The sequence below is a fragment of the Candidatus Stoquefichus sp. SB1 genome (genome assembly GCF_001244545.1).
Classification (GTDB): Bacteria; Bacillota_I; Bacilli_A; order Erysipelotrichales; family Coprobacillaceae; genus Stoquefichus.
In genome coordinates, this window is sequence record NZ_LN852694.1 from 699,407 (window position 1) to 725,875 (window position 26,469).

Sequence of the window (26,469 nt, forward strand, 5' to 3'; positions counted from 1 at the left end):
AACAGCATTGATATTTTTTTGTCAAAAGAAAAGATTGCATAAAATACAACAATATGAAGTAATGATTATTTAAAAAACTAACCTGTATAGGTAGCAAAAATAAAGTGTTAAGCGAATTTGAATAATTAAAAACTGGGTTTAAATCCTTATAAATAGTCGTTTTATGGGCGTTTTGCTTACAGATTTTAGGAATAATAATGACATATTCATGCTCTGGGATGATGGAGTACAAAAAAGGGCTTTTTTAATATACTATATCATTTTGTACTTGCCATTTATAAAAAAGTTATTTCATATTTATAAAAATGTATTATAATGTAAAAGCAATAAAAATGTAAATATATAGGGAAGAAGGTTTGATATGATTAAATTTTTTAAAGGAAACATGGAACCTAAAAAAAGGTTAAGAATGATAGAAGTCATATTTTCAATTGGATTATGTATTGCTTCAATTATATCAATTGGCTATGGTTTGTTTGATATAAATACTAACGTTGAAAATGCGCAGTTTATACAAAGTATTCAAATGACAAGAGATAATGATTTAGAAGACTATAGTGAAGATAACACAATCTGTGATGTTACCTATATAAATGGTGATAAAAAACTAGTTGTATCTTATTCATATGAAGACTATGTTAAATTAGAAGATAAGACAATCACAGCATATGAATACGAAACAAAAAACGGGACAAAATTATATTTTGATCACCAAAATATAAACAATCAGGAAGTACAGTATTCCTACAAGCAAGTAAGAGCTAATGAATTAGCACCATTATTTAACTTTGGGATAGCTTCTTCAATCTTGATGTTATCCATTTTAATCATGATGTTATTTGCGAAACAATTTACGACATATGAAAAATCATGGTTTATTTCAATCATGGTTCTAGCAACAATTTTTTCCGTAGTTTTCCCAGAAGAAAGTGCTAATGGGGTAAATGGAATTATCATTATGTTACTTTATTTATTGGATACATTCTTAAATATTCTTTGTGAATTATTGATTTCTAAACAATCACGATATAATTTCCTTGTTTCAATACTAGTTGAAATTGTTGAAATTGTTACATGTATAGTACTAATGTATCGATTTGCTACAATGGCAACGACATTGTTTTTCTGGCTGCCAATTGATATTATGAGTTATATCAATTGGTCAAAACATAAAGATGATGAAGAAGATGAATTAACAGTAGTCAGAAAACTAAAAGGTTACCAGGAAGTTTTAGTGATTATTGGAATCATTGTTTGGACATTTGTCATTGGATATCTTATTAGTGGTTTAAATATTGCTACAGATTTCTACAATAATGAATTATTGGAAACATTCATTATCTATATTGATGCTTGTGCCTCGGCAGTAGGCATTGCCAATGGTTTATTTATTTTCTTTAGGTTGCAAGAACAGTGGATTGCATGGTATATTTGTGCCTTTCTTGAAGCCATTATCAATATTATTTCAGGACAATATGTTTTATTAGTTCTAAAATTAGGCTATTTTACGAATACAACATATGGTTATATCAAGTGGAGTAGGTATATTAAGGAACATACAACAAAAAAACAAGCACAAATATCGTAATGTGTCTTGTGGAATGATGTTAAAATTGATAGAATAAAGTATGTATTAATATGTGCAAGATGAGGAGTGAAAATATGGCTATATTAGCAGGTGATTTTAAAACAGGATTAACTTTGATTGTTGATGGTGATCCTTGTCAAGTTATGGATTTTCAACATGTAAAACCAGGTAAAGGAGCAGCCATCTTAAAAACAAAGATGAGAAACTTAAAAACTGGATCAATTCAAGAAAGAAACTTTAATGCTTCAACTAAGTTTGAAGCAGCAAATATTTCAAGAAAAGATGCGCAATATTCATATAAAGCAGATTCTACTTTTTATTTTATGGATCTAGAAACATATGAAACATATGAATTAGCAGAGGATCAAGTAGGGGACAATAAATATTATATTATTGAAGGTTCAATTGTTTCATTAATGTTCTTTGATGAGTTATTGTTATCAGTATCTGTTCCTGAAAAAGTAGAATTAACAGTGGTTGAAACGGATCCTGCCATCAAAGGTGCACCATCTAACCAAACAAAAGATGCAGTTACTGATACAGGGTTAACATTACGAGTTCCTCAGTTTATTGATACTGGAGAAAAAATCGTTGTGTTTACAACTGATGGAAAGTATGCGGGAAGAGCTTAATAAGCTCTTTTTAAAATGATGAATAAAATTGTATTGATTACAGGGGGAGCGAAAGGAATTGGTAAAGCAATTGCTTTAGAACTAGCAAAACAAGGATATGATATTGTCATTAATTATTTAACATCTCAAAAAGAAGCTGAGGAATTAAAAAATATAATTATTGATCATTATGGAGTACGTTGCTTGGCTATTGCAGGAGATGTTTCTAAGGAAGAACAAGTAGATGAAATGGTATCTTTGATTGAATCAGAACTTGGTGGTGTTGATATTTTGATCAATAACGCGGCCATAGATTTATCAAATTTATTTCATTTAAAAAATGCTGAAGAATTCAGAAAAACATTAGATATCAATGTAGTAGGAGCATTTAATTGCAGTAAACGTGTTTATCGTCATATGATTGATCAAGAATATGGAAGAATCATTAATATCGCTTCGACCAATGGCATCAATACCTATTATCCGATGTGTATTGATTATGATGCATCTAAAGCAGCATTGATTTCTATGACACATAATCTAGCCTTTGAATTTGCACCTTTTGTTAATGTCAATTGCATTGCTCCAGGTTTCATTGGGACGGAAAATGAATTGGATGGTTATGATGAGCAATTTTTAAAAGACGAAGTTGAAAAAATCATGGTCAATCGCTATGGTGATCCTCAAGAAGTCGCTTATTTAGTGAAGTTTTTAGTAAGCAAAGAAGCTGATTTTATTAATAATACCGTCATTCGAATTGATGGTGGACAAAAAGGAAGTTGCTAATCCAACTTCCCTTTCATGTTTGATAATGCTAATAAAATAGATAATTTTCCATACTCAAAGGTTAAACCACCTTGCATGTATAAGGTATATGGTTCAATAACTGGCGCATCAGCACTTAATTCGATTGTGCTGCCTTGAGTAAAGCTGCCAGCAGCCATAACTTCATCAAAAGGATATCCTGGCATTGGAGCCGGTAAAACATGGACAAATGAATCAATTGGACTGGTTTGTTGAATGCCTTGAGTAAAGCTTACTAAATTCTCCTTAGATTTAAGTTCTAATGTTTGAATAATGTCAGTTCGTGGTTCATCATAGTGGGGAGATACGTTTGAATATTCTAGTTTTTCCAACATATAAGCTGTAAATATTGCTGTCTTTAATGCGTTTTTTACAGCATTAGGAGCTATAAAGATTCCTTTAAAAAAAGCATTGTTTAAATTGAAATTAGCCCCTAAATCTTTTCCGATTCCTGGAGCTGTTAATCTTTCAGCAACCATATAAACTAAGTCCTGATTACCGGCTACATATCCGCCAGTTGGTGCAATCCCACCACCGAGATTCTTCATTAAAGATCCAACAACAATATCAGCACCAACATGCCCTGGTTCTTTGGCTTCTACCAATTCGCCATAACAATTATCTACCATAATAATGACTTCATCATTGACTTCACGAATCTTTTTAATGATTCGTTCAATCTTTGCTATCGATAACGATTTACGATGCGAATAACCTCTAGATCTTTGAATTTCAACTAATTTAACATTTTTTTCTTTTAAGCGTTGAACAATCACTTGATCATCAAAATCATCATTAATTAATTCAATTTGTTCATACTTAACTCCAGCAGCTTTTAGCGACTGAGTTGAATCTCCGCTTATCCCAATCATTTCTTGAAGTGAATCGTAAGGAGCACCAGATAATGAAATCATTGTATCACCATTTTTTAATAATGCTGAAAGAGTTAGGTATAAAGCATTTGTTCCACTCATGATTTGAGGTCGTACTAATGCATCCTTACAGCCAAGGACAGTTGCAAAGATCTTTTCAATTTTATTTCTTCCTTCATCATAGTTTCCATAACCATTAATATCACTAAAATCTGAGTAAGAAACTTTATTTTCAATGAAAGCGGATAAGATTCGATTAGAATTTGTTAGACAAATAGAGTCAATCTTTTCGTATATATCATGTAAAACTGTATCAGATTCTTTAGCTAAAGTAAGTAGATCTGGATTTATTTGTTCAAGTATCATAAAAAAACCTCCTATTCATAATACATTGTTTATTATACACATTTTTTGATTGTTTGTATTGATATCTATTGAAGAAATATAAATATATTAAGGAAATAAAAAACATCAGTATAAATCAATGACTAAGAATTAAAATGTGTGATATTAAATCATTTTCTTGTTAAATTATTCTTGGTACCATGATTGTAAGATGATTTATCAAAAGTTTGACACAACTAGATTGAAAATTTAACTTCATTATCGTTATTATAAAATGAATATACTTTTAAGAAAATAGCAGTTGTCATTAATGTTTTGTACATAATTAATATTGCTAAGATGATTTGCACCATATATACGGCTTAGTGAATTTTGGAACACCACAAGAAATTTTTAAGGTAAAGTGTTAAAAATTTAATCTATTTTACTGGAAAAAATATACTAATTATGGGAATAAAGGTACAAAAGAAAGATGAATATAAATTGGATAAAAAGTTGCAAATTTTTATATCCTCAACTTATGATGATTAAAAAGAGGAAAGACAAGTTCCTTTAAAAAGTATTTTGGAGTCAATCAATATTCCAGTTGGCATGGAATTATTTGCAGCAAACAGCGAAGAACAATAGAATTTGTAAAAGAATAGATTAATAATTCTGATATTTATTAATTTTAGGCGGTAGATATGGAACGATAAATAATCAAACAGAAATTAGTTATATTGAAATGGAATATGATTATGCTGTAACTATAAATAAACCGATTATATCAATTGTATTGTAAGATTTTTATTTGAATAATATAGATGATTCCAAAATTAGTAAATACTTCGAAAGAGATAATCCTAAATATATATCTTAAGGACTATTAGAAACATATAGAGTGGTTGACAGAAAATATTATAGGACTAGATTTATTAAAAACGATATAATCACTTATTTGAAAAAATTGAAAATAAATGAGAATACGTTATTAGTTAGAAAATAAAACTACAATGAATTATTTAATATAATTATTTTATTGAAGTTTTAAATGTTATGATCTTAGAATGACCTTATTACATTAAAAATAACAAGAATATTATAAAAAATAGTTTAATAGATATGATAAATACTAATTTAAATAGATTAGCAAAATTATATGAGTTCATGGAGTTTGAATAACAGAAAGAAAAAACGTTGATAAATGATATGATGCCCTCCAAGTAGACAGCGTAAATAATTAAGCGCTGATACAGGAGGTTTTTATATTGGGAAGAAAAAAGTAAATATTCAAAAGAACTGAAATTAAGCATTGTAAAAAGATATTTAAATGGTGAAGAATCAACTATTTCTTTAGCCAAAAAGATAAGTATAAAAAAGAATGTTGTGAGCAATTGGATAAAAAATATCAGGCATTTGGTGAAAATGCATTGAATACATCGACATAAAAAATTGTATAATAGTCATATAGAACTAAAATATTATATTCATGGAGGAGAAAATATCTATATGGCTAAAAGCGGAAAAGTCAATAAGGGAGAACGTATTGAAATTGTAAAGTACTGTCTTGAACATGATATGGATTATAAGACAACAGCTAAGGTATTCGAAACAACTTACGCTAATGTCTTTAACTAGGTTAAGAATTACAAGGAAAAAGGAGAAGAAGGTCTAGGCGACAAACGTGGACGACATAAAACGGATGAAGAAGTTGATGAAGTGACATTATTAAAGCGTCAGCTTAAACAGAAGGAACATGAACTTGGAATGGCACAACTGAAGCTTAGACTTCTAAAAAGGTTGGACGAGATCGAAAGGAGGAGGTCTATCGAACAAGCAAACAAGAAGCAGAATATGAAACAATCAAAACAATTAGCGAAGAAGCGACAGATAAAGAGAACACACTAAATATATCACTTATGTGCAGAATACTAGGTGTAAAACGCGCAAACTACTATAAATGGCTACAACATGAAAAAAGTGCAGTAGATAAAGAAAATGAAGAAATAGCTGAATGTATCAGAGAATATCATAAAAAATATAACGGATTACTAGGCTGCCGTATGATGGCTGACAGAATCAATAGAGATTATAATAAGAATTACAGTGATAAACGTATCTATAAGATTATGAGAATATTAGGTATTCATAGTATTATTCGTCCTGAACGAAGAAGCTGCATAGTCAGAAAATACAACAACACAGCCAGGAATAATCTCAAAAGAGATTTCAATGCATCTAGGCCAAATGAAAAATGGGTGACGGATGTCACGGAATTCAAATATGGACCACATAATGAATATAAGTTATATCTAAGTGCCTTTATTGAGTTTTATGACAGAACAGTTGTCAACTATGAAGTTGGTGATCGCAATAATAACACACATGTCTTCAACACATTTGATAAGACAGTTAAAGACAATCCACAGCCTTTATTCCACAGTGATGGCGGTTTTCAATATACAAGTTCAGTTTTTATAAATATGATTAAGGCACATGGAATGATACAAAGCATGTCAAGAATTCACTGCTGCATAGATAATGAACCAATGGAAAGATTCTGGAGAATCATGAAATGTGAGATGTATCATTACGGAAAACATTACAATACAAAAGAAGAACTTATTAAGGCTATAGATGACTAGATTGACTATTACATGTATGAAAGATATTAGAGAAGATTTGGAGTTAAGACACCCTATGAAGTCAGAAGAGAAGCATTATCTTTACAAACACTAAATCAATATCCAATACCTGAAAATAACAGAATAAAAAAATATAAATTAGAACATTACATAAGCAGCACAACATCAGCTGCATAAAGAAAAATGAAGTTGTCTGTTCGACAACTCCATCAACAACAATTTTAATTATTTAGACTGTCTACTAGACAGGGCGGTTCAAAAAGCATTGGTTTTTATACTTTAGAATTACTTATAATAAAATTAATAAATAATATAAAAATGATTTTAAAACGAATCCAAAAGTGTAAATAATTCATTTTCTAATGTTTTAGAAAGTTGTGATAGGTTAAGAGAATTATACAGATTATTATGGTAATTCACAGGATTTGTTAACATTTCAAATATTTTATAATCATCAATATAATCAAAAAATTTTTAGAAAAAATATTTGTGCTTTATGCTTATATGAAGCTCTTGAATCGATATTCTCTGACAAGACTCATAAAATTCTGGATATGCAACTTATATGATTATGAGTGAGAATGACATAATGTATTATTTTAAGGATTACGGCTTTAATCATTCTTTGTTTAATGGGGTAAATTTTACTAATAGTAGTATCGATAAAATGTTGAAAGCCTAACAGTATCATAAATGGATTTATTTATTAAATCATAGGTAACGATAGATAATAGTGAGAGTATTTATATAGATTATGATTTCCCTAATATAAACACTGGTTCAGAAACGCTGACTTTAACTAAATATGGTCATACAAAGGATAATTCGGATTTATCACAAATGAATTTATCTGTAGGTTATTACCAAACTGATAAGGTTCTATTATTTTATGAGTTTTATCTGGGAGTATCATTGGTAATGCTGAATGTTAAAAAATGGTTGAGCGAACTATGAGGAATGGATATAAAGTTATTAATTTTATATTGGATAGGGGGATATTTTTCAATTAATATTATTAAATGTTTTGAAGGAAATGATTATGACTATCTTCTGATGCCAAAGGGCAATACAGTATTTATTAGAGAAGCGATTAAAGAGTGTATACCCATATTGAAAGATGGATATTATTATTTGAGCGAATATGAATTATATAAAAAGACAATTATAAATAACTGTTTAATACAGATCGTGAGTAGTATATTCATGTTTATTATAATGATATCAGTACAAAAAAACTAGTCATTAATTAAAGATTTGAAAAGATGAATCAGCAGTTAGAAGAAAAAAGAATTAGATAATAAAAAGGCAGGAAGATGTAGCTCCATATAAAAAATTTATAAACTGAAATTTGATAATAATGACTATTTTATGAATTATGAAAGAAAAATAAATAAAGAAATTGATAGATAGGGTGGGATTCTTTACAATTATTACTACAACAGAAATGGCAGCAAATAAAGCATTAGAAATATATCGAGATAGAGATACGGTAGAAAAAGTATTTAGGATGGAAAAGTTATATTTAGGAAATGATGTGTTTAGAATACATTCAGATGAATATTAGGAAAGTAAAGGATTTGTATCGTTTATAGCTTTGACAATAAGAAATGAAATACATAAATCATTAAAACCAGTATATTTAATGAATCGAAAAGAATATATTGCATTAAAGACACTAAAAGAATATGAAAGATTAGAAATCATAAAATTATCTGATCATAAATATCATATAAGATATAAGTTGACAAATAAGCAGAAGAAAATATTAAAACAATTAGATATAAATGAGAAAGATTATTTAGAATTTACAAACAATGTAACACCACTGTTATTAGATGATTGGCAGTGGGGTTTTCGTATAGATGTATAATTTTGAGTGGAAGTTGACAATAGAATCAAAATACAGTTTAAAACCTAAAAATATTATATAGTACAATATTTGACAAATATTGTACTATATAATATAATTGTTGTGAAAGGTGTGGAAGGTTTATGAAAGAAAAAAAATCAGAGAATTTCAAAAGACTTGCTGAAAATCGTACTAATAAAATAATTGATATGATGAACTTGTTGGGGAATTTATCCAATAAATCTAATTATAGTTATTCAGAAGAACAAGTAAATATGATTTTTAATACCTTAGAAGAAGAATTGAAAAAACAAAAAGCAAAGTTTATTAAAGAAGTAAAGCCAAAAAAGAAAAAATTTAGATTGTGATAATTAGGAGGAATAAAAATGAATGTAGCTTGGAGATTTCATCATAATGGTTATGGGCAAGGTGTAGGTTTAAATGAAGGTGGAGTTGAAACTTTTAAAGATAATCCAGACGCTTCTTTGGCAAGGGAAATTTGCCAAAATTCAATTGATGCACGATTAGAAGGTAAGCCGGCTCTTGTCGAATTTAAAACTTTTATAATAAATAGACAAAATATTTTTGGGGTTGATGAACTTACTGAACAAATTACTAATTGTTATGAATTTAGAAAGGGTAAACAACCTGAAGAAAAACAATTGAAAAGTATGCTTGATTGTATAATGCAGGAAGAAATTACTTGCTTGAGAATCAGTGATTTTAATACTACTGGTCTTTTGGGAGTTGCTAATGATGAGATAGATAAACCATTTTATAATTTGACTAAGGGATCAGGAACAAGTGATAAAAATGGTTCTGCTGGTGGCTCAAAAGGTATTGGGAAGTTTGCATCTTTTGAGGCTAGTTTGACAAATACTGTGTTCTATTCTACGAAAACTATTGATGGTGAAACAGGAGGTATTGGAATTAGCAAGTTGAGGTCTGCTCCTTATAAGAAGGATAATCCAAGATTATTGACTCAGGGTATTGGATATTATGGAATGGGTGATGTGAACGCACCAATTCATGAAGAATTTATGCTTGATCCTACTTTCAAGAGAAGTGAACATCAATATGGTACAGATTTATTTATTATAGGATACAACAATAGTGATGATTGGAAAGAAATAATAACTTGTGAAATTTTGGATAGTTTTATGATTGCAATTTTAGAAGAAAAATTGAATGTCGTGGTAGATGATATAGTAATAAATAAAAATACAATTTCTAATATTATTTATTCGACAGATATTTTAGATGTGATTAATTTGAAACTTAAAAAAAGTATAAAATCTCAATATGAATTATATGTCGGTGATGAACAAACAGGTGTTAGTGTGAAAGAGTTTGAGATAGAACAAGGAACGTTTAAAGTTTTTGTTAAGCAATATAATTCAAATAATGAGAAAGATGCAAGTAAGCAATGTATAAAAGTTAGATATCCATATATGAAAATAATGTATGATACTGGTTATTCATATTTGCCTTATTCAGCAATGATTGTTATTGGAGATAATGAAATTAATCAACGATTAAGAGAAATAGAAAATCCTCAACACACAGGATGGTTTATAAAAAGATTGAATAACTATCCTGAAGAAAAAAGAATAACCAAAGCCATGATGAAAACAATGGATGGATTTATTCGTGAGTTCATACAGAAAGTTTTGAGTTCTAATGTTGGAGAACAAACAGATGTAGAGGGAGCAGGTGATTTTCTTCCATCGTTTGAAGACAAAGGAGTGAATAACAAAATGATAATAACATCTGAAACAATGGATGTTTCACCAGTGAGAAAAGTCAATATTACACAACCTAAATCTGACAAAATAGGAGAAGAAGCAGAAAGCAATATATTTGATAAAGCTGAAATTGATTTAGAAAATGATGGAGATTATACTGAACCTCATGATACAGAGACTCCTCCAAATCCAAATCCTAATTCAGATCATGAACCAAATGAAAGTGGTTATAGAGCAGAAGATGGAGATGAATCACTATTGAAAAAAGTTTTATTAAGTGGAATGAGATATAGAAATATTGCCTTAGACAGTAAATCTGGGAAATATGATATAATTTTTGAATCAACTCATAATGAAATAGATTGTGAATTAGAAATTAAACAAGTTGGTGAATCAGGAGATAAATATCATCTTAATATTATAAGTGCAAAAATAAATGGTCAAGATTGTACGGTAGAAAATGGTATTATTAAACATTTTGAAATAAAGAAAGGTAAAAAATACAAGATTTCTTATGTAGTTGAAATAGATGAAATGTTTGCGGGTGAGGTGAATTTAAATGCGTATAGGTAGTAGAGTTTTTCCATATCCAATATTAAATAATTTTGAATATGCATCAGATTTTAAAAACAGTTCTAAATATGAATTGAAAAATACTTTTGTGGATAATTTTGATGTGTATAGAACAAAAAACAGTATTGTTTTTAAAGATATTCATTTTTATCTTGAAGATAAAGAATTAATTAAATTGTATGAAGAAGGTAAAATAAAAGCCTGTTTAATTGTAGAAGCTTCGGCATCTGTATATAGAGAAATGTTTGAGCTTACAGATAAACCAACTGATATCACTGTTCCGATTCATTTATTAAAAGGAGATGTTTATGTTTCTTCATATATATATGCTAACGAAAATATTGAAGGATATTATAGTCAGGGATTTGAAGATGATTATAAGGACTATAAAATTGACATTGAAAAATATTCGATTATGGCTGCAGATGATGGATTTAAATTTAAGGTTTCTGTGAATGAAAAAGACGATAATAAGGTATCATCAATTTTTATGATTATAAGAAAAGATGAAAAAAGTGATATAATGGATTATGAAAATTCGTCAGAGAGGATTAAAATATATTTGCCATATAAGCATTTTAGAAATTATGAAAGTTTAAAAATGCAATCTATGTATAATAATGAGTTTTTTTCTATGTTGCTTATACCTGTATTGATAAGTTGCTTGTTTGAAATTCAAGTTGAAACAAAATTAAATGAAAGTTACACTGATATTTCGGATATTATAGATAATAAAAAATGGTTTAGTTCAATCTGTTTGGCGTATGAAAGAGAAACAAAAACAAAGCTCTCTTTAGATGATTTTAAAGATTATTCACCTTTGAAATTAGCTCAATTAGTTTTAAATAATGCTTCTTTAAAAGGGATGGAAGATTTTAGTATGCTTATGTTAAAAGGAGATAGAGGTGACAATAATGAGTGAAATAAATATAAAATTTATGGCAGATGACACTCTAGAAACATTGAGAGCAAATATCAGAAGTACTACCCAAAAGATTATTGATAATCCAGATGATTCTGATTGGATAAATAATGAAACTGTTAATGATACTTACGTAACAAAAAAATATAAGATTGAAGATTTCGATTTGGAAATTCCAAATGATGAAAATGATAAAGAAACAGATATAAAAAACTCAATCAAATTATATGAATCTTTAAAACATTTACCTAACTATGTTTTGGCAGATGAGAGATTTTGGTTATGGCTAATGTTTGATAAAACATATAAAACTTGTCAAATACTAATGCCTATTAAAGATGCTGAATCTTCTGTGTTTAAAGATCACTGGTTATTTAGTGGAGGAAATAGGCGAGGTATATTTTTTGGGGTTTTATCTAGATGTTATTTTAGAGTTGCAATGACTGTGGATGAAACTTTAGCAGATCCTTATGAATTAAGTAAATTTGTTATTAAATTTCCTGAAAGATTTAGAGTCTATTCATGGAGGGCAATTTCTAGTCAAAAACATATTATGTTAGGCATTTTGAAAGCAGAGAAGGCGGTTGTAGATAAATATGGAGAAGAAAGAGAAGTAAGATCAATTTATAAGGAATTGGTCAAAGATATTTCTAAACTTGGAAGTGTAAAATTAATAGATGCAATGAGTGAACAAGAAATACAGGAATTTGTATATAAGAAATATTGTGAAAGACTTGATATTCTTATAGAAGATGAAAATAAAAGAAAATACATTAAAGCATTAAACTTTATGGAAAAAAGGACGTTAAGTAATCTACAAAAAGCAACAGATATATTTCAATCGTTAGAAAATTATGAGGATAGTCAAGAACAATTGAATATTTGTAATAAAATAATAAAGGAATTATCTAAACCAAAAAAAAGAAAGTTGTTTTCAAGATTAAGGAATTAAATGTTGATATAAATCAATTATAATAAGTTCTAAATATCTAAATTATAAAAAAACTGATATTTTTATCAGTTTTTTGTTTCAATTTACTCAAGTTACCTTTATAATGTAACCTTAGTTAAGATTGGAGTTGATTGTGTTTTGAATACATTATTAAAATGGGCAGGAGGGAAAAAACAATTGTTTAAAGAAATTGAAAATAGACTTCCTGATGAATATAATAATTATATTGAACCATTTTTTGGTGGGGGCGCAGTTTTTTTTAAATTATGTCCATCACATGCTATAATTAATGATATGAATGTAGAATTAATAAACTGCTATAATCAAGTTAAAAACAATCTTGATCTAGTAATTAAGGAACTTGATAAAATACAAAGTGAGCATAATTTGGTCTCTGATCATGATGAGTATTATTATTCAATTAGAGATTTATTTAATAAACGTCGTTTTTCCGTAGAACTTAATTACGAAGATGCGGCAATGATGATATATTTAAATAAAGCGGGATTTAATGGGATGTATAGAGAAAATAAGAAAGGTTTATTTAATATACCTTCAGGCAAAAAGGAGTTCGTCACTTTATATGTAAAAGATAATTTGATTGAATGTTCAAAACAATTAAAGAAAGCTCGAATTTTTCAAGGCGATTTTGAACAAGTTTGTTTAATGGCTAAAGAAGGGGACTTTGTTTTTATTGATAGTCCATACTATGATACATTTGATACTTATCAAGCTGGAGGCTTTAGTGAAGATGATCATAGGCGATTGGCTAATGTATATAGAATTTTAACGCAAAGAGGAGTAAAATGTATGTTAACTAATAGTGATAAAGACTTTATTAAAAATTTATATAAGGAATATAATATTGATGTTGTAACCGTTACTAGAATGATAGGTTTTAGAAAAGAGAGAAAAAAAGAAAATGAAATTATTGTAACTAATTATTGATTTTAATAATCAACTAATTTCATAATAACGAAACTAATGAATGGATTTATTGTTACAATTTGTTGTATCTATAGATAAATGCATTAGAAAGAATTTAAAGTATTGATAAGTATTTTAAAAATAGAAGGTTATTTAAATAATTGTATAGCGGACTCAAAAACATTTTGATTTATTTAGTTGTTTGGAATAGTGGGAATTTAACCTTTATGAGTTGACATATTTTTTTATCATACTTATTTTCACATTTTATTGAGCACTGAAAACATTTGTTTTTTGATAATATTTAATGGCGTAGACATCAGTCCTTTCTTGAAAATAATCCATAAATCTTTAAGAATGTTTTTAAGTGATTAATTTTTAATTTTGTTAATTTATTCATAATAAATTCTCCTTAGTTTAGTTTGTCATTTGTATTTAATACATATGATATCATTATTGAAAATTAATGTCAATAGAATATATTGTAATAATAATTAAGTAGATCGGAATAAATCGAAGAAACGAAAGTGAGAGTAATTAACTTAATTCATCAATATTTATATTATATTTAATAATAAGATAATATTAATTTATTTGTTATGTCTTTCTTTGACAATGTTATACACGCCCATAGATTCATAAAGTTTGAATGAAGATATTTCATTGATTAATACTTTGAATTTTAAGTTAATATCTTAATCTTAATATTATTGTTGGATAGAAAATTAAAAAAATTTTTTCACAATTTCTGTTTCCAAAAAAATAACTCATATTTCTAATTTTGGTTTTATAATTTTAAATGAGTATTCAATAGGTCATAGATTATAATAAACATTACTGATTATTTTTTATGTATAGTTGTTTCTGAAGTTATTAAAAGATTATATCTAAGAGTTATATTTTTTTTCATATTTGTTGTTTTAATAATGATTTTTTGTCCACATTCAAATTAAGAATTTTTAGTATAATAGTCATGAATAACTTATAAATTTTGATAATATCTACCAATAGAATGTATTTGAAATTATATTGACTTATATAAATAGTTAGGTGTAAGATGTAGAAAGTAAGTAAAAAATTTTGAAACTTGGTTTTTATGTAGTCCTTATTAAATGTTTTTGTATAATTTAATATCAACATATGATGTTTTGAAATATAGATTATATTGTAATAAAGTGAAATGAAAATTAATAGTAACATGATGATGTATTGATGATTATTTATTGGAAATGCAGGAGAAAAGGGTGAAAATTAGTTCTAATAATCAAAAATATTTGAAAGCATAAAATTTAATATTGTTAAAACTTATATAGAGTAAAATCTATCTTTATGAAAGATAAAGAGAAAATTATTTTACAGAAATTACATCAGTGTGTAAGGAAGATGTTTGATAGCATTATTATGGAATGCAAAGATAAATTGATAGTCCTTCGGATGAAGATAAGGCAAGTACTAATTGCTTTTTTAATAAGGAAACAAGTTTTCCTAACTAAATGTACGAGATAAATTTAAGTTTGGGATTAGCTTGAAAATTGTAGAATCTTTTTTTGTATACTGGTATAAAAAAATATATTTAATCAGTAATTAAATATAACTAAGAAAACAATTGAAGTTTAAAGGAGTAATATACGACAAATAATAATGAAATGATTTTATATCATAGAAGTAAGCAAATAGTTGAATACCCTGAGATAAGAATTACAAAATATAATAAAGGTTTTTATTTTGGATTCTACTGCACTTCTTACGTAAAACAAGCAAAAAGATGGGCTGCGAATAGGTAAGGGTTATATAAACGAATATGTATATAATATAAATCCTACTCATCAAATAAGTTTTCATACGATTAGTGCTTTAAAAACATTAAAGTTTAAAGAAGGGTACGTGGTTACAGATGAAAAATAACATTCAACTTTTTTATGTTTGCAGCCTTATCAAATATATTGGAAGAGTACAGAAAAGAAAAAGATCAGAAATTTTTACTTGTATGAAAAAGGAAACTCTTAAAAGAATATATAATCATGCTGATGTTTTACATTGTGAACCAATAGAGAAGGTTGCGGAAGAGTTTATCTTATTGTGTCAAATTGATATGGGAGATTATGATAATATTTCTCAATCAAAATACAAAGTTCTTGATTATTGGACAATCGGAGAGGTATACGAAAGATTGATTGAAGATATTGATGGAAATGATATTATTGGTATTTTGATAGAAGTTTATAATTCATGGATTAGTGATGTTATTTCAAATTATAATTCTGATTTTTATTATCAATCAAGAGAATATATATCAATGTTATCTTGCAGGAGAAATTCTTTAGTGTCAATTAGTTAACATGAAAAATTAACTTTATAGAAATATCCTGAAGAATGCTGATTTTTGTTATTTAAAATATTAAAACGCTTATTTGATATTTTATTTTACCAGGTGATGATTTTATATAAATAAAAAAAGCGTTGATTATATCAATATAATTTTAAATTTTATTGCCTATTTAGCAATTAGCAAAGACACTTGGTAAAAAAGTGGGAAAACATTGAATTTATTAAGATAATTTATATGTTTGTATTTTGAGATAGTACGTTTTTTCTAGGGTTTAATATCAACATATAATGTTTTGAAATCAAAAAATATGTTGATCAAGGAAAAATTCCATCATGTTTAATATCAACATATAATGTTTTGAAATTAAAATTAGGTGTAATATCTAAAATGAGCGTAACAGTTTAATATCAACATATAATGTTTTGAAATAATTTATTGTAAGTGTCATAAATCTGATAATATTTGTTTAATATCAACATATAATGTTTTGAAATACCTGTATACCAGAGGAATGAATCTTTCTGAAGACGTTTAATATCAACATATAATGTTTTGAAATATTGTATATGTTTTTTTACCTTCAATACCCGAATATGTTTAATATCAACATATAATGTTTTGAAATTGAAAATGACAAAGGAACGCATGAAGAAAACCAATGGTTTAATATCAACATATAATGTTTTGAAATGAATGACATTGATAAACTCATGCCTGCAATCAGCATGTTTAATATCAACATATAATGTTTTGAAATTAATTCTTCATCATATTTTAATTGCTCCAATAAAAGGTTTAATATCAACATATAATGTTTTGAAATCTGGAAAGCTGAAAGTAGCTGCAGGAACAGTATTAGGTTTAATATCAACATATAATGTTTTGAAATGATAAAGAACGCCGAACTCACCATTACTATAATTTTGTTTAATATCAACATATAATGTTTTGAAATTACTTAGCTTTTGAAACATATTCTCCACTAGCTAAGGTTTAATATCAACATATAATGTTTTGAAATGACGTAGACAATGTTGTTAAGGTTGTGTTAGATGCCTGTTTAATATCAACATATAATGTTTTGAAATACCAATTTATAATTTTTATTAATTCTGTTTAATATCAACATATAATGTTTTGAAATAATAGTCAACGTAACGATTACAAGAAGATTTAACTGTTTAATATCAACATATAATGTTTTGAAATATGCCACTAGCATAAATTTTATCAATAATCTCTTTATTTTAATATCAACATAATGTTTTGAAATAATATAGTTCGTTGTATAAGTGATTATTTAATAATATTTAGAAATGTAGTTAAAAAATATTAAATCAGAAAGGAGGTGATTCACATTGGTGATATGTTAAATATATATTTTTGATGAACACTTAAAAAAGATTTAGGTGGGTTGAAAAATATGATATAATTTAGACAGAGTAAAAAAAGGTTTAAAGAAATGAGGAGTGATGATGAAAGTATATGAATATAAGGTAAAAATAAAATTAAAGGAAGATTTAGAATACTGTCAGCTTGCTGAAAAAACAAGCTATTTTATTGATAGTGTATTAACTGAGAATAATGAATTTTTATCATATCATACAAGTACACAATATAAAGGATATGTCCATGATTTATTATATCCAATTGAAGAAACGGGGATATACAAGAAGAATAGAGTATATACTATGCGAATTCGTATGATTGAAGAAAAAATAGTTAATTACATAATAGGAAAATTATCTTTTCATGAAACAAAAGAAATACAAGGTGTAGGAGGAGAAATTAAAATAATCCCCAAAAGAGATATCCAAAGAATATATTCTATAACACCAATTATTTTAAAGAGTCCTGGTCTTGGGTATTGGAGAGGTCATATGACATTAGAAGAGTTTGAAAAAAGATTAAAAGAAAATTTAATCAAAAAATATAAATTCTTTACTGGTAAAGATGTAGATGAGAGTTTGCCATTATATGATCTGATAGAGTTTAAAAATAAAGTTCCAGTGAAAATGCCTTATAAAAATATTAATTTATTAGGTGATAAAATAGTTTTGGAAGTTGCTCAAAATCATCAAGCACAAGAGTTGGCTTATTTAGCATTAGGCGTTGGTTTGTTAGAGAATAACAGTAGAGGATTTGGATTTGTTAATTTTAAATATTTATAGAAAGGGGTGAAGATATGCTACAAGAGGCAGTAGAAGTCTTTGAAAAAAAATTGAGAAATAATGGTAGAATCATTATTGATTCACATACATTAAAAGATGGAACATATAGATTGATTGAAATAGGAGATAATGATGATTGGAAAATCACAAAAACTTTAGATATTTATTTTGATAAAAAATCTAAAGAGATTGTTGGCAGTACAGATGAAGATTATTTATTTATTCAAGAACTAGATTATTACAGTAAACTTTTAGAAATGAATAAGCCAATTGATTCTAAAAAGATTATACATACAAATAACTATCTCACTATTGCTGTAAAAAAAGAAAGTATTATCAATGATAAACTCACTCCTGAAGTCATGAAAAACTTTTTTAATATACTTAGAAATCCTATTGTGAAGTATGAAAAAAAAGCCAAATCAAGAGAACTATACAAGAACATAGAAGAGAAACTTAGACAAGTAGATATTGATTTAATTGATAAGATAGAAAATTATGTTTTTAATCATGATATCTTTGAAGACATTGATATGACTAAGAAAAACTATGTCAAAGTATTTTTTATTTTTACAGATAGAGATAAAACAATTGCTTATTATAAACAAGAAAGTGAACGTTATTTACTTCCTAATTTATACAATAGCAACGATTATAACTATAACGATGATGGGGTTATTTTAGGATTACCAAATAATAATATGGGAATGAATTCCAAAAAACCTTATTTAGAAAATAAAACGCGTAAGGTTAAAGTCCCTTATTTATTGAATCAACAGAAAGCATTACTCCAATCACAATTCTTTGATTATTTATTAGGTGAAGTATCTAAAGGTAAGTATAATTTTTATATTAATAATTTTGAAGGTAATGAAGATATAAAAGCCTATACGGATTTAGAAGAACCTGATGATATATTGAGTGGATATTATTTGAGATGTCGTAAAGAAAAAAATGAAGTTGAAATCGTTCATGCAGATAGTATAACAAATTATTCAAAGACTTTAAATGAACCGTTTATTCTTAAAAATTATATAGGTATATCACAAAAAGATATAGACAAATCTACACTTCCTTATGATACTATGATAGATAATTTATGGCAGATTCGCCATTTGATTGATAGTGTATTTTTTGAAGGAAGATTACAGTTTAATTTTTATAGCAGAATAGAGGATATGCAAATCGATGATGCAGTATTAAAAAGTTGTTTATTAGAAAATCGTGGTGTTTTATCTGCTTGGTTTTATGAAAGCAAAGATAACTTAGTCAAATCATCAGTAGATAAGCTCTCAATGCAACTTATTAGAAATGCCATTATTAATGACGAAACTTTTAAAGCACAAAGACAATTTAATTTAAGATGGTCTTTATTATCATATTTTAAAGATGAGAGGAGAATAGGCGAAAATATGGAAGATATACGAGAAAAACTTAGACAACACATAAATTCAGGAAAAGATGAAGAATGGACATTTGATAGTGACGAAGAATTTTCTTATGCAGTGGGACAGATTGCTGAATATTTCTTATCACTCAATAAATCTAATAACAAGTCAGCTGCATATATTAATACGTTTTTAAACGCAAAGAATGCTGCTTTAGTGAAAAAAAAGGTAGAGAATGCATATAAGAAATATAGTTATTCAATTTATCCTTTTAAGAGTAGTAGAGTGCAACAATTGGTAGATCATATTATGATGTATAAGCCACACAAAATATATACTGAATATATTTTAGCTGGTTTTTGTGCTGCAATGTTAGTTTATGAAAAGAACAAGGAGGAAGATAATAATGAATAAAAGAGTATATGGAGTTTTAGGAGTCAGTTCTATTATGGCAAATTGGAATGCTGATTTTACAGGATATCCAAAAAGTACAAGTAATGGAGATACTTATGGTAGTGATAAAGCTTTCAAATATCCTATGAAAAAAATGTGGGAAAATCAGGGTGAAAAAGTCCTTTATATTAAATCAATGCAACTTTTATCAGATAAAAATGGAGAGACATATTTATCTCCCCTTAGTTTAAAAGAAAGATACGAGTATTTATTTAATGTTAATAATTTAAAAGATTGTAAAGATGCTTCAGAAGTTTTGAAAAATTTATTTAGTGCCATCGATGTTAAAAATTTTGGTGCTACCTTTGCTGAAGCCGGAATGAATATTTCTATACCAGGTGCTGTGCAATTCGGACAAGGATTTAATAAATATAGCGATACAGAACCTCTAGAACAACAGATTCTTTCTCCTTTCCGCGATGCTAATGATATGGAGGCAAAGAACTCAACTTTAGGAACAAAAATTGTTAGTGATGAAGCTCATTATTTTTATCCATTTGTTGTCAATCCAGACGCCTATAATGAATTTGCAAGATTAAAAGTCACAGATGGTTATACTGATGATGATTATTTGAAGTTCAAAGAAACATCACTTGTTTCAGCGACTGCTTTTGCAACAAATTCAAAAGAAGGCTGTGATAATGAATTTGGATTATTTGTAGAAACTGATAGTCATCTTTATTTACCAAATTTAACAGAATATATTGATTTTGAAAAAGGTGATAAGCAAAATATTATCAATATAAACTTAAAAGAAATCTTGAGTGGAGTAGAATCTCAAATTCAAACAATAGAAGTTTATTATAATCCCGTAACAACAGTCATAAATTGTGATCTTGAAGGAGTTAAATATTTTAATATTGTGACTAGAAAAGAGGTATAATTTATGAAAGCTTTGAAATTTACTTTAAAAGGGAAAACAGCTTTCTTTAAAAATCCAGAAGTAAATACTTATTACTATTTTACATATGGCAATATACATAAACCAGCCTTGTTAGGACTTTTTGGAGCTATACTTGGTTATCAAGGTTATGAAAGTGAATTCGATACTTATCCTCAATACTACAATAAACTAAAAGATCTCTCTATTTCAATAGTTCCAAGTAAGGAAAATGGACACTTTTATCGCAAAATACAATATTTTAATAATTCTGTAGGATATGCATCTCAAGAACAAGGGGGTAACCTTGTTGTGAAAGAACAATGGTTAGAAAATCCAGAATGGCATATCTATGTTCAAATAAATAATGAAGAGAGTCAAAACTTAGCAGAAATGATTTTGAATAAGCAATGTATTTATACACCATATCTTGGTAAAAATGATCATCTTGCGATTATAGAAGATGCAAAATTAGTTGACCTTCATGAACAAGATTTAAAAGACATACAGATACATAGTTTATCTTTGGCTTCAATGATAGAATATAATTGGCGAACAGCAATGTTTAAATATGAAGAATACTTGCCAATGAGTTTAAAAGAAAGTACAAATCATTATCAGCTAGAAAAAATGTTATTAACTGATGCTGTAGTCAAAAATAGTCATGTTCCTATATTTTCTGATGGAGAAGAAAATGTTACATTTTATTGATTATAATGAAATTATCGATGAACATTCCCTATTCTATGCACATACTCATGATGATAAAAAAGAATTATTAAAAGAGCATATTGAGAAATGTCAAAATTATTTTCAAAAACTATATGATGAAAAAAATGTAGAAAAAATTATTCAAAGATTTCAGCAAAATTTGCATTTTCAAAATGAGAATGCAAGTTTTGACTTTTTAAAAGAATTAATGATTCAACTTGTATCTTTTCATGATTTTGGAAAAATCAATCCTGAATTTCAAAGAATAAAGATGCATAATCGTGTTGGTAAAGCATATAGCGGATTGACAAAGTCAGAGCATTCATTTTTTTCAGCTATTATTTATTTGGATTATTTTCTTGATAAACTATCATTGAATAGTCAATTAGTACAGAATGATAAATATATAATGGAAAGAATTATTTTTGAACATGCATATATTATTGCTAGACATCATAGCCACTTAGAAAATTTATTACAGTTTAAACAACGTTTAAAAGATAAACAAACACAATATTTCATTAAGAACTTATTATCAAATCCGTTAAATGGTTATAGTGGGCTAAAGTATATAAATGAAAGAAAGCTTTTATTACTGGCAAATCATCTTTATGATGATCAACCAAAATATTCTTTTGAAGAATCAGCTGTGCATTATTTCTACTATCGTTTATCTTATTCACTTTTAGTCGCAAGTGATTACTATGCAACGAGTGAGTTTATGAATGGATATGATTATAACATTATAGGGGATGTGCTCTCTATTCAAGACTTTCAAAAAGAGTATGATAATTGTAATTTAATGAAATCAATAAGAGAATATGAAAAAAAAGATTATCAAGGAACAATTAAACATTTAGATGATATTACAGAGATGAATCATTTAAGAAGTGAATTGTTTTTAGATGCAGAAAAAAGTTTATTGGATAATTTAGATGCATCTATATATTTTTTAGAGGCACCTACTGGTAGTGGTAAAAGCAACACAGCAGTTAATCTTAGTTTTCATCTAATGGAAGGTAGAAGGAAAATGTTCTATATTTACCCTTTCAATACACTTGTAGAACAAAACAGACAAGAATTGAAGAAACTTTTTCCTGATAAAAAATATCAGAATCAAATTGTTGTTGTGAATTCATTGACACCACTTCCTCAAAGTAATATCCAATGTTTGGATATTGATGATTCATCAGATTTCTATCAAAAATTATTGTTGGATAGACAGTTTTTAAATTATCCTTTCATTTTATCGACACATGTCAGTTTTTTTAACTTGCTTTTTGGATTTCAAAAAGAAGATGTTATTGGATTTCATCAATTGTCTGAATCAGTGATTGTATTAGATGAAATACAGAGTTATAAAAATAAAATCTGGTCAGAGATGATTATTATGTTAAAAGCATGTGCAGATTTAATGGATATGAAAATTATTATTATGTCTGCTACACTTCCCAATTTAGAAGAATTATCTGGACAAAGTCATGTTATAAAACACTTATTACCTAATTGCCAATTATATTATCAGCATACTTTATTTAAAAATAGAGTAAAGCTTCATTATGAATTATTAGATGAAAAAATAGACTTAGAAAAACTAAAAAATCATATATTAAGCCATCAAAATAAGGATAAGAAAATATTAGTTGAATTTATATTAAAAGAGACAGCATATAAGTTCTATAAAATGTTATTAGAATCTAAGGATATCACTGTGGATGTAAAATGCTTAACAGGAGATGATTCTCTTATAGAACGTGAAAAAATTTTAAAACCGATTAAATTAGGTAAAACATCTGGTCTTATTCTTGTTGCAACGCAAGTTATTGAAGCAGGTGTTGATATTGATATGGATATCGGATATAAAAATATTTCATTACTTGATAGTGAAGAGCAATTTCTTGGACGAATTAATCGCTCTTGTAATAATAGTGGTGATGTCTATTTTTTTGATTTAGATTCCTATAAGTTGCTTTATCGTGAAGATTTCAGAAATAGTGAATCTCTGACTTTAAAAAGTGATGAGATGAGAATGATTCTTTCACATAAAGATTTTCCTCAATATTATCATAGAGTTATGAAAACTATGAAGAATAATAGAAATGAAAGTACTGATGAAAATGGACTTGATTGTTTTTTTAATGAATTTGTGTATAAGTTAAATTTCCCACTGATATCTGAAAGAATGAAATTGATTGACGATAATTATTGGTCTATAGATGTTGTTTTATGTAGAAAACTAGAATTAGAAGATGGTGAAATTCTAGATGGTTGGGATGTTTGGAATCGTTACAAAGATTTATTATTTAATTGTGAAATGGATTATTCTGAGAAACAAGTGAAATTGATTGAAATTAGAAGTCAATTAAATTATTTCACATATCGATTAAAGAACAATGTTGATCTTCATTATAATGATATTATTGGTGAATTACGTTGTATTGAAGATGCAAGTGAATTTTTTATTGATGGAAAGTTAGATAGGGATAAAATAGGGAAATTAAATTATGCTTTTATTTAATGAAAGGAAGTCTGAATATGAAGGTGAATGGAACATTAATGAATTATTATATTCACTGTCCAAGACAATGTTATTTACATGCTCATAGGCTTAATTTAGAGAATAATAGTGAAGATGTCAAAATAGGAAAAGCATTGCATGAAAGTAAGTATTTAAATGATGAGAATGCTGAAATTGCTATTGAGAATATTAGATTGGATAAGTTGACAAAAGAATATCTTACAGAAACTAAAAAAAGTGATGCAGATGTAGAAGCAAGTCGTTGGCAATTAATTTTTTATCTATATAAACTCAAAGAAAAGGGAATAGAAAGAAAAGGTAAGTTGGAATTTGTTCAGAAAAATAAAGAAAAGAAAACTGTAATTATTGAATTAAATGCTCAATTAGAAAAAGAATTGTTCATAAAAATGAATGAAATTGAAAGTTTGTTAGAGAGTGAACAAGTTCCTGATGTCGTAGAAAAGAAACATTGTAAAAAATGTGCTTATTACGAATATTGTTATATCTAGGAGAAAGAAAATGGGATCAACAAAGTATATTACAAGTATGGGTGAATTGAGTCGTAAAGATAATTCGTTATGTTTTAGAAAAAATCAGAAGAATGTTTATTTGCCAATAGAAAACATCAAAGAAATTTATTGTATGAATGAGATTTCAATAAATACAAAGCTACTTGATTATCTTTCTAGTAAAAATATAGTGATTCATTTTTTCAATTATTACGGATTTTATTCTGGAACGTTTTATCCAAGAGAACAGTATAACAGTGGAAGATTATTGGTTAAAGAAGTTGAATCTTATCATTCAGAAAAAAGAATTATTATTGCACAGAAAATTGTAAAGGCTATTGCTGTCAATATTGATGAAGTTTTATATCATTATTATAAACATGATGTCAAGGAGGTGAAACAAACTATAGATTGGATTCGTAAAGACTTTAAGAAATTATTGTTTGAACAAACAGATATTCAATCCATTATGCTATTAGAAGGAGAGTTATGGCAACGATTCTATTCAACTTTCCAATTTATTTTACCTGATGATTTCATGCTTAATAAGCGTGTAAGAAGACCACCAGATAATCCAATTAATGCTCTTATTTCATTTGGAAATTCTTTATTGTATACAAAGTGTATTTCTGTTATATATCAGACACATTTGAATCAAACAATTAGTTATCTTCATGAACCAAGTGAAAGTAGATTTTCATTAAGCTTAGATATCAGCGAAATGTTTAAACCTATTATTGTTTTTAAAACAATATTTGATCTAGTTAATAATAAAAAGTTAAGAGTAAAAGATCATTTTGAAAAGAAAGTTAATTATTGTATTCTTAATGAGTCAGGAAGACAAATATTTATTCAGGCTTTTGAAGAAAGATTAGATAAAACTTTTGTAAATAAGAAACTAAATCGTAAAATGACTTATAAAACTGCTATTAAAATGGATTGTTATAAATTAATTAAATACTTATTAGAAGATAGAGATTTTGAATTCTTTTCATTGAAAGAAGGTCAATAATGAAGAAAAAGTATAATTATAATTATGCAATAGTATTTTATGATATTGGAGAAAAACGTGTACAGAAGGTCTTTAAAATATGTAAAAAATATTTATCACATTTTCAATATTCTGTCTTTAGAGGTGATATTACTCCATCAAATTTGATTTCTTTAAAAACTGAACTGAACAATGTTATTGATAAGGATGAAGATTTTATATGTATTATAAAAACATTTAATGAAAATGTCTTTGATGAAGAAATTTTAGGAAATAAAAAGAGTGAGAGTGATGAATTAATCATATAATTTACCAGGCGAAATTAGTTTTATAATTGAAAAAGCGCTGAATATATCAAATAAATTTAGTTTTTTAGTGGTTGCTGACGTGATAGCCATTTTTACCTGGTAAAATATCTGAAAAGCGCTGATTATATCGGTGTTATTTGATTTGTGTTAATTGTAAAGTTATTGATTTATCTAGGTTTAATACCAACATATGATGTTTTGAAATCTGGTCAGCCCAAGTTCTTCGTTTGATGCCGCTGCGTTTAATACCAACATATGATGTTTTGAAATAGCATATTTTTATAATCATAAATTCAAGGAAGATAAGTTTAATACCAACATATGATGTTTTGAAATTTTGTAATAATTTGTAAATATTAGGTTTAACAAGGTTTAATACCAACATATGATGTTTTGAAA

At 27.1% G+C, this 26,469-nt stretch carries 25 protein-coding genes, 1 pseudogene and 2 CRISPR repeat arrays (1 of these 28 running past the window's edge); of the genes and pseudogenes, 25 read left to right on the forward strand and 1 reads right to left on the reverse strand.

Going from position 1 to position 26,469, the window contains the following annotated elements; all coding sequences use genetic code 11:
• Positions 1–361 precede the first annotated feature (361 nt).
• The 3 genes from pnuC to BN1865_RS07125 all read left to right on the forward strand — a co-directional run bounded on the left by pnuC (position 362) and on the right by BN1865_RS07125 (position 2,985).
• Positions 362–1,588, forward strand: coding sequence for a nicotinamide riboside transporter PnuC (gene pnuC / locus BN1865_RS07115; protein WP_050636552.1), 1,227 nt, complete (start codon positions 362–364; stop codon positions 1,586–1,588).
• A gap of 74 nt (positions 1,589–1,662) precedes the next feature.
• Positions 1,663–2,220 (forward strand): elongation factor P, encoded by a 558-nt coding sequence (gene efp, locus BN1865_RS07120; RefSeq protein WP_050636553.1) that lies wholly within the window; start codon positions 1,663–1,665, stop codon positions 2,218–2,220.
• A gap of 18 nt (positions 2,221–2,238) precedes the next feature.
• Positions 2,239–2,985: an SDR family NAD(P)-dependent oxidoreductase gene (locus tag BN1865_RS07125; protein ID WP_050636554.1), complete on the forward strand. Its 747-nt coding sequence runs from the start codon at positions 2,239–2,241 to the stop codon at positions 2,983–2,985.
• Here the strand turns inward: BN1865_RS07125 and BN1865_RS07130 are convergent.
• The gene (locus tag BN1865_RS07130) at positions 2,982–4,241 is read right to left on the reverse strand and encodes a methionine gamma-lyase family protein (protein ID WP_050636555.1); all 1,260 of its coding nucleotides are present in this window, start codon (positions 4,239–4,241) and stop codon (positions 2,982–2,984) included. The two genes, BN1865_RS07125 and BN1865_RS07130, sit on opposite strands and share 4 nt — an antisense overlap.
• Positions 4,242–4,887: 646 nt before the next feature.
• On the opposite strand from BN1865_RS07130, the gene BN1865_RS19080 reads away from it, so the two are divergent.
• The 22 genes and pseudogenes from BN1865_RS19080 (at position 4,888) to cas2 (ending at position 26,070) form a co-directional block, all read left to right on the forward strand.
• Positions 4,888–5,001: a DUF4062 domain-containing protein gene (locus tag BN1865_RS19080; protein WP_082189935.1), complete on the forward strand. Its 114-nt coding sequence runs from the start codon at positions 4,888–4,890 to the stop codon at positions 4,999–5,001.
• Between the two features lie 485 nt (positions 5,002–5,486).
• Positions 5,487–5,633: pseudogene (locus BN1865_RS19085) on the forward strand (transposase); the annotation flags it as partial.
• A 75-nt stretch (positions 5,634–5,708) separates the two neighbouring features.
• A complete protein-coding gene (locus BN1865_RS18935; protein ID WP_255351753.1) occupies positions 5,709–5,837 on the forward strand; it encodes a hypothetical protein in 129 nt (42 codons plus the stop codon).
• Positions 5,838–6,070: 233 nt separating this feature from the next.
• Entirely contained in the window at positions 6,071–6,844 is a 774-nt protein-coding gene (locus BN1865_RS07140; protein ID WP_255351757.1) for an IS3 family transposase, read from the forward strand.
• A 957-nt stretch (positions 6,845–7,801) separates the two neighbouring features.
• On the forward strand, positions 7,802–8,083 hold the full coding sequence (locus tag BN1865_RS07145; protein ID WP_050636556.1) for a hypothetical protein: 282 nt from the start codon (positions 7,802–7,804) through the stop codon (positions 8,081–8,083).
• A gap of 160 nt (positions 8,084–8,243) precedes the next feature.
• A complete protein-coding gene (locus BN1865_RS18365) occupies positions 8,244–8,408 on the forward strand; it encodes a hypothetical protein (protein WP_157844103.1) in 165 nt (54 codons plus the stop codon).
• A gap of 78 nt (positions 8,409–8,486) precedes the next feature.
• The gene (locus tag BN1865_RS07150; RefSeq protein WP_157844104.1) at positions 8,487–8,714 is read left to right on the forward strand and encodes a hypothetical protein; all 228 of its coding nucleotides are present in this window, start codon (positions 8,487–8,489) and stop codon (positions 8,712–8,714) included.
• Positions 8,715–8,836: 122 nt separating this feature from the next.
• A complete protein-coding gene (locus BN1865_RS07155; protein WP_050636558.1) occupies positions 8,837–9,061 on the forward strand; it encodes a hypothetical protein in 225 nt (74 codons plus the stop codon).
• Between the two features lie 18 nt (positions 9,062–9,079).
• Positions 9,080–11,011, forward strand: a complete 1,932-nt coding sequence (locus tag BN1865_RS07160; RefSeq protein ID WP_050636559.1) for a hypothetical protein — start codon at positions 9,080–9,082, stop codon at positions 11,009–11,011.
• A complete protein-coding gene (locus BN1865_RS07165) occupies positions 10,998–11,933 on the forward strand; it encodes a hypothetical protein (protein WP_050636560.1) in 936 nt (311 codons plus the stop codon). The genes BN1865_RS07160 and BN1865_RS07165 overlap by 14 nt, the downstream gene beginning before the upstream one ends.
• Positions 11,926–12,885: a DUF6339 family protein gene (locus BN1865_RS07170; protein WP_050636561.1), complete on the forward strand. Its 960-nt coding sequence runs from the start codon at positions 11,926–11,928 to the stop codon at positions 12,883–12,885. Before BN1865_RS07165 ends, BN1865_RS07170 begins: the two co-directional genes overlap by 8 nt.
• A 138-nt stretch (positions 12,886–13,023) precedes the next feature.
• The gene (locus tag BN1865_RS07175; RefSeq protein WP_050636562.1) at positions 13,024–13,833 is read left to right on the forward strand and encodes a DNA adenine methylase; all 810 of its coding nucleotides are present in this window, start codon (positions 13,024–13,026) and stop codon (positions 13,831–13,833) included.
• Between the two features lie 1,625 nt (positions 13,834–15,458).
• Positions 15,459–15,596 carry a DUF3990 domain-containing protein gene (locus tag BN1865_RS19090; RefSeq protein WP_198527250.1) on the forward strand — a complete coding sequence of 46 codons (138 nt, stop codon included), beginning with the start codon at positions 15,459–15,461 and terminating at the stop codon, positions 15,594–15,596.
• A 203-nt stretch (positions 15,597–15,799) separates the two neighbouring features.
• Positions 15,800–16,150: a hypothetical protein gene (locus tag BN1865_RS07180; RefSeq protein WP_198527251.1), complete on the forward strand. Its 351-nt coding sequence runs from the start codon at positions 15,800–15,802 to the stop codon at positions 16,148–16,150.
• A 260-nt stretch (positions 16,151–16,410) separates the two neighbouring features.
• Positions 16,411–17,350: direct repeats of the CRISPR family, unit length 30 nt; unit sequence GTTTAATATCAACATATAATGTTTTGAAAT.
• Positions 17,351–17,616: 266 nt separating this feature from the next.
• Positions 17,617–18,312, forward strand: coding sequence for a CRISPR-associated endoribonuclease Cas6 (cas6, locus tag BN1865_RS07185; RefSeq protein ID WP_050636564.1), 696 nt, complete (start codon positions 17,617–17,619; stop codon positions 18,310–18,312).
• A gap of 14 nt (positions 18,313–18,326) precedes the next feature.
• Entirely contained in the window at positions 18,327–20,114 is a 1,788-nt protein-coding gene (locus BN1865_RS07190; RefSeq protein ID WP_050636565.1) for a hypothetical protein, read from the forward strand.
• Complete coding sequence (locus tag BN1865_RS07195) at positions 20,107–21,036, forward strand: type I CRISPR-associated protein Cas7 (protein WP_050636566.1); 930 nt, start codon at positions 20,107–20,109, stop codon at positions 21,034–21,036. The genes BN1865_RS07190 and BN1865_RS07195 overlap by 8 nt, the downstream gene beginning before the upstream one ends.
• A gap of 3 nt (positions 21,037–21,039) precedes the next feature.
• Positions 21,040–21,744, forward strand: coding sequence for a type I-B CRISPR-associated protein Cas5b (gene cas5b / locus BN1865_RS07200; protein ID WP_050636567.1), 705 nt, complete (start codon positions 21,040–21,042; stop codon positions 21,742–21,744).
• Complete coding sequence (locus BN1865_RS07205; RefSeq protein WP_050636568.1) at positions 21,728–24,262, forward strand: CRISPR-associated helicase/endonuclease Cas3; 2,535 nt, start codon at positions 21,728–21,730, stop codon at positions 24,260–24,262. Before cas5b ends, BN1865_RS07205 begins: the two co-directional genes overlap by 17 nt.
• A 17-nt stretch (positions 24,263–24,279) precedes the next feature.
• Positions 24,280–24,771 (forward strand): CRISPR-associated protein Cas4, encoded by a 492-nt coding sequence (locus BN1865_RS07210; RefSeq protein ID WP_050636569.1) that lies wholly within the window; start codon positions 24,280–24,282, stop codon positions 24,769–24,771.
• A 10-nt stretch (positions 24,772–24,781) separates the two neighbouring features.
• Positions 24,782–25,783, forward strand: coding sequence for a type I-B CRISPR-associated endonuclease Cas1b (gene cas1b / locus BN1865_RS07215; RefSeq protein WP_050636570.1), 1,002 nt, complete (start codon positions 24,782–24,784; stop codon positions 25,781–25,783).
• Positions 25,783–26,070, forward strand: coding sequence for a CRISPR-associated endonuclease Cas2 (cas2, locus tag BN1865_RS07220; protein ID WP_050636571.1), 288 nt, complete (start codon positions 25,783–25,785; stop codon positions 26,068–26,070). Before cas1b ends, cas2 begins: the two co-directional genes overlap by 1 nt.
• Before the next feature lie 175 nt (positions 26,071–26,245).
• Positions 26,246–26,469: a CRISPR direct-repeat array (repeat unit 30 nt; unit sequence GTTTAATACCAACATATGATGTTTTGAAAT); it runs 198 nt beyond the window's last position.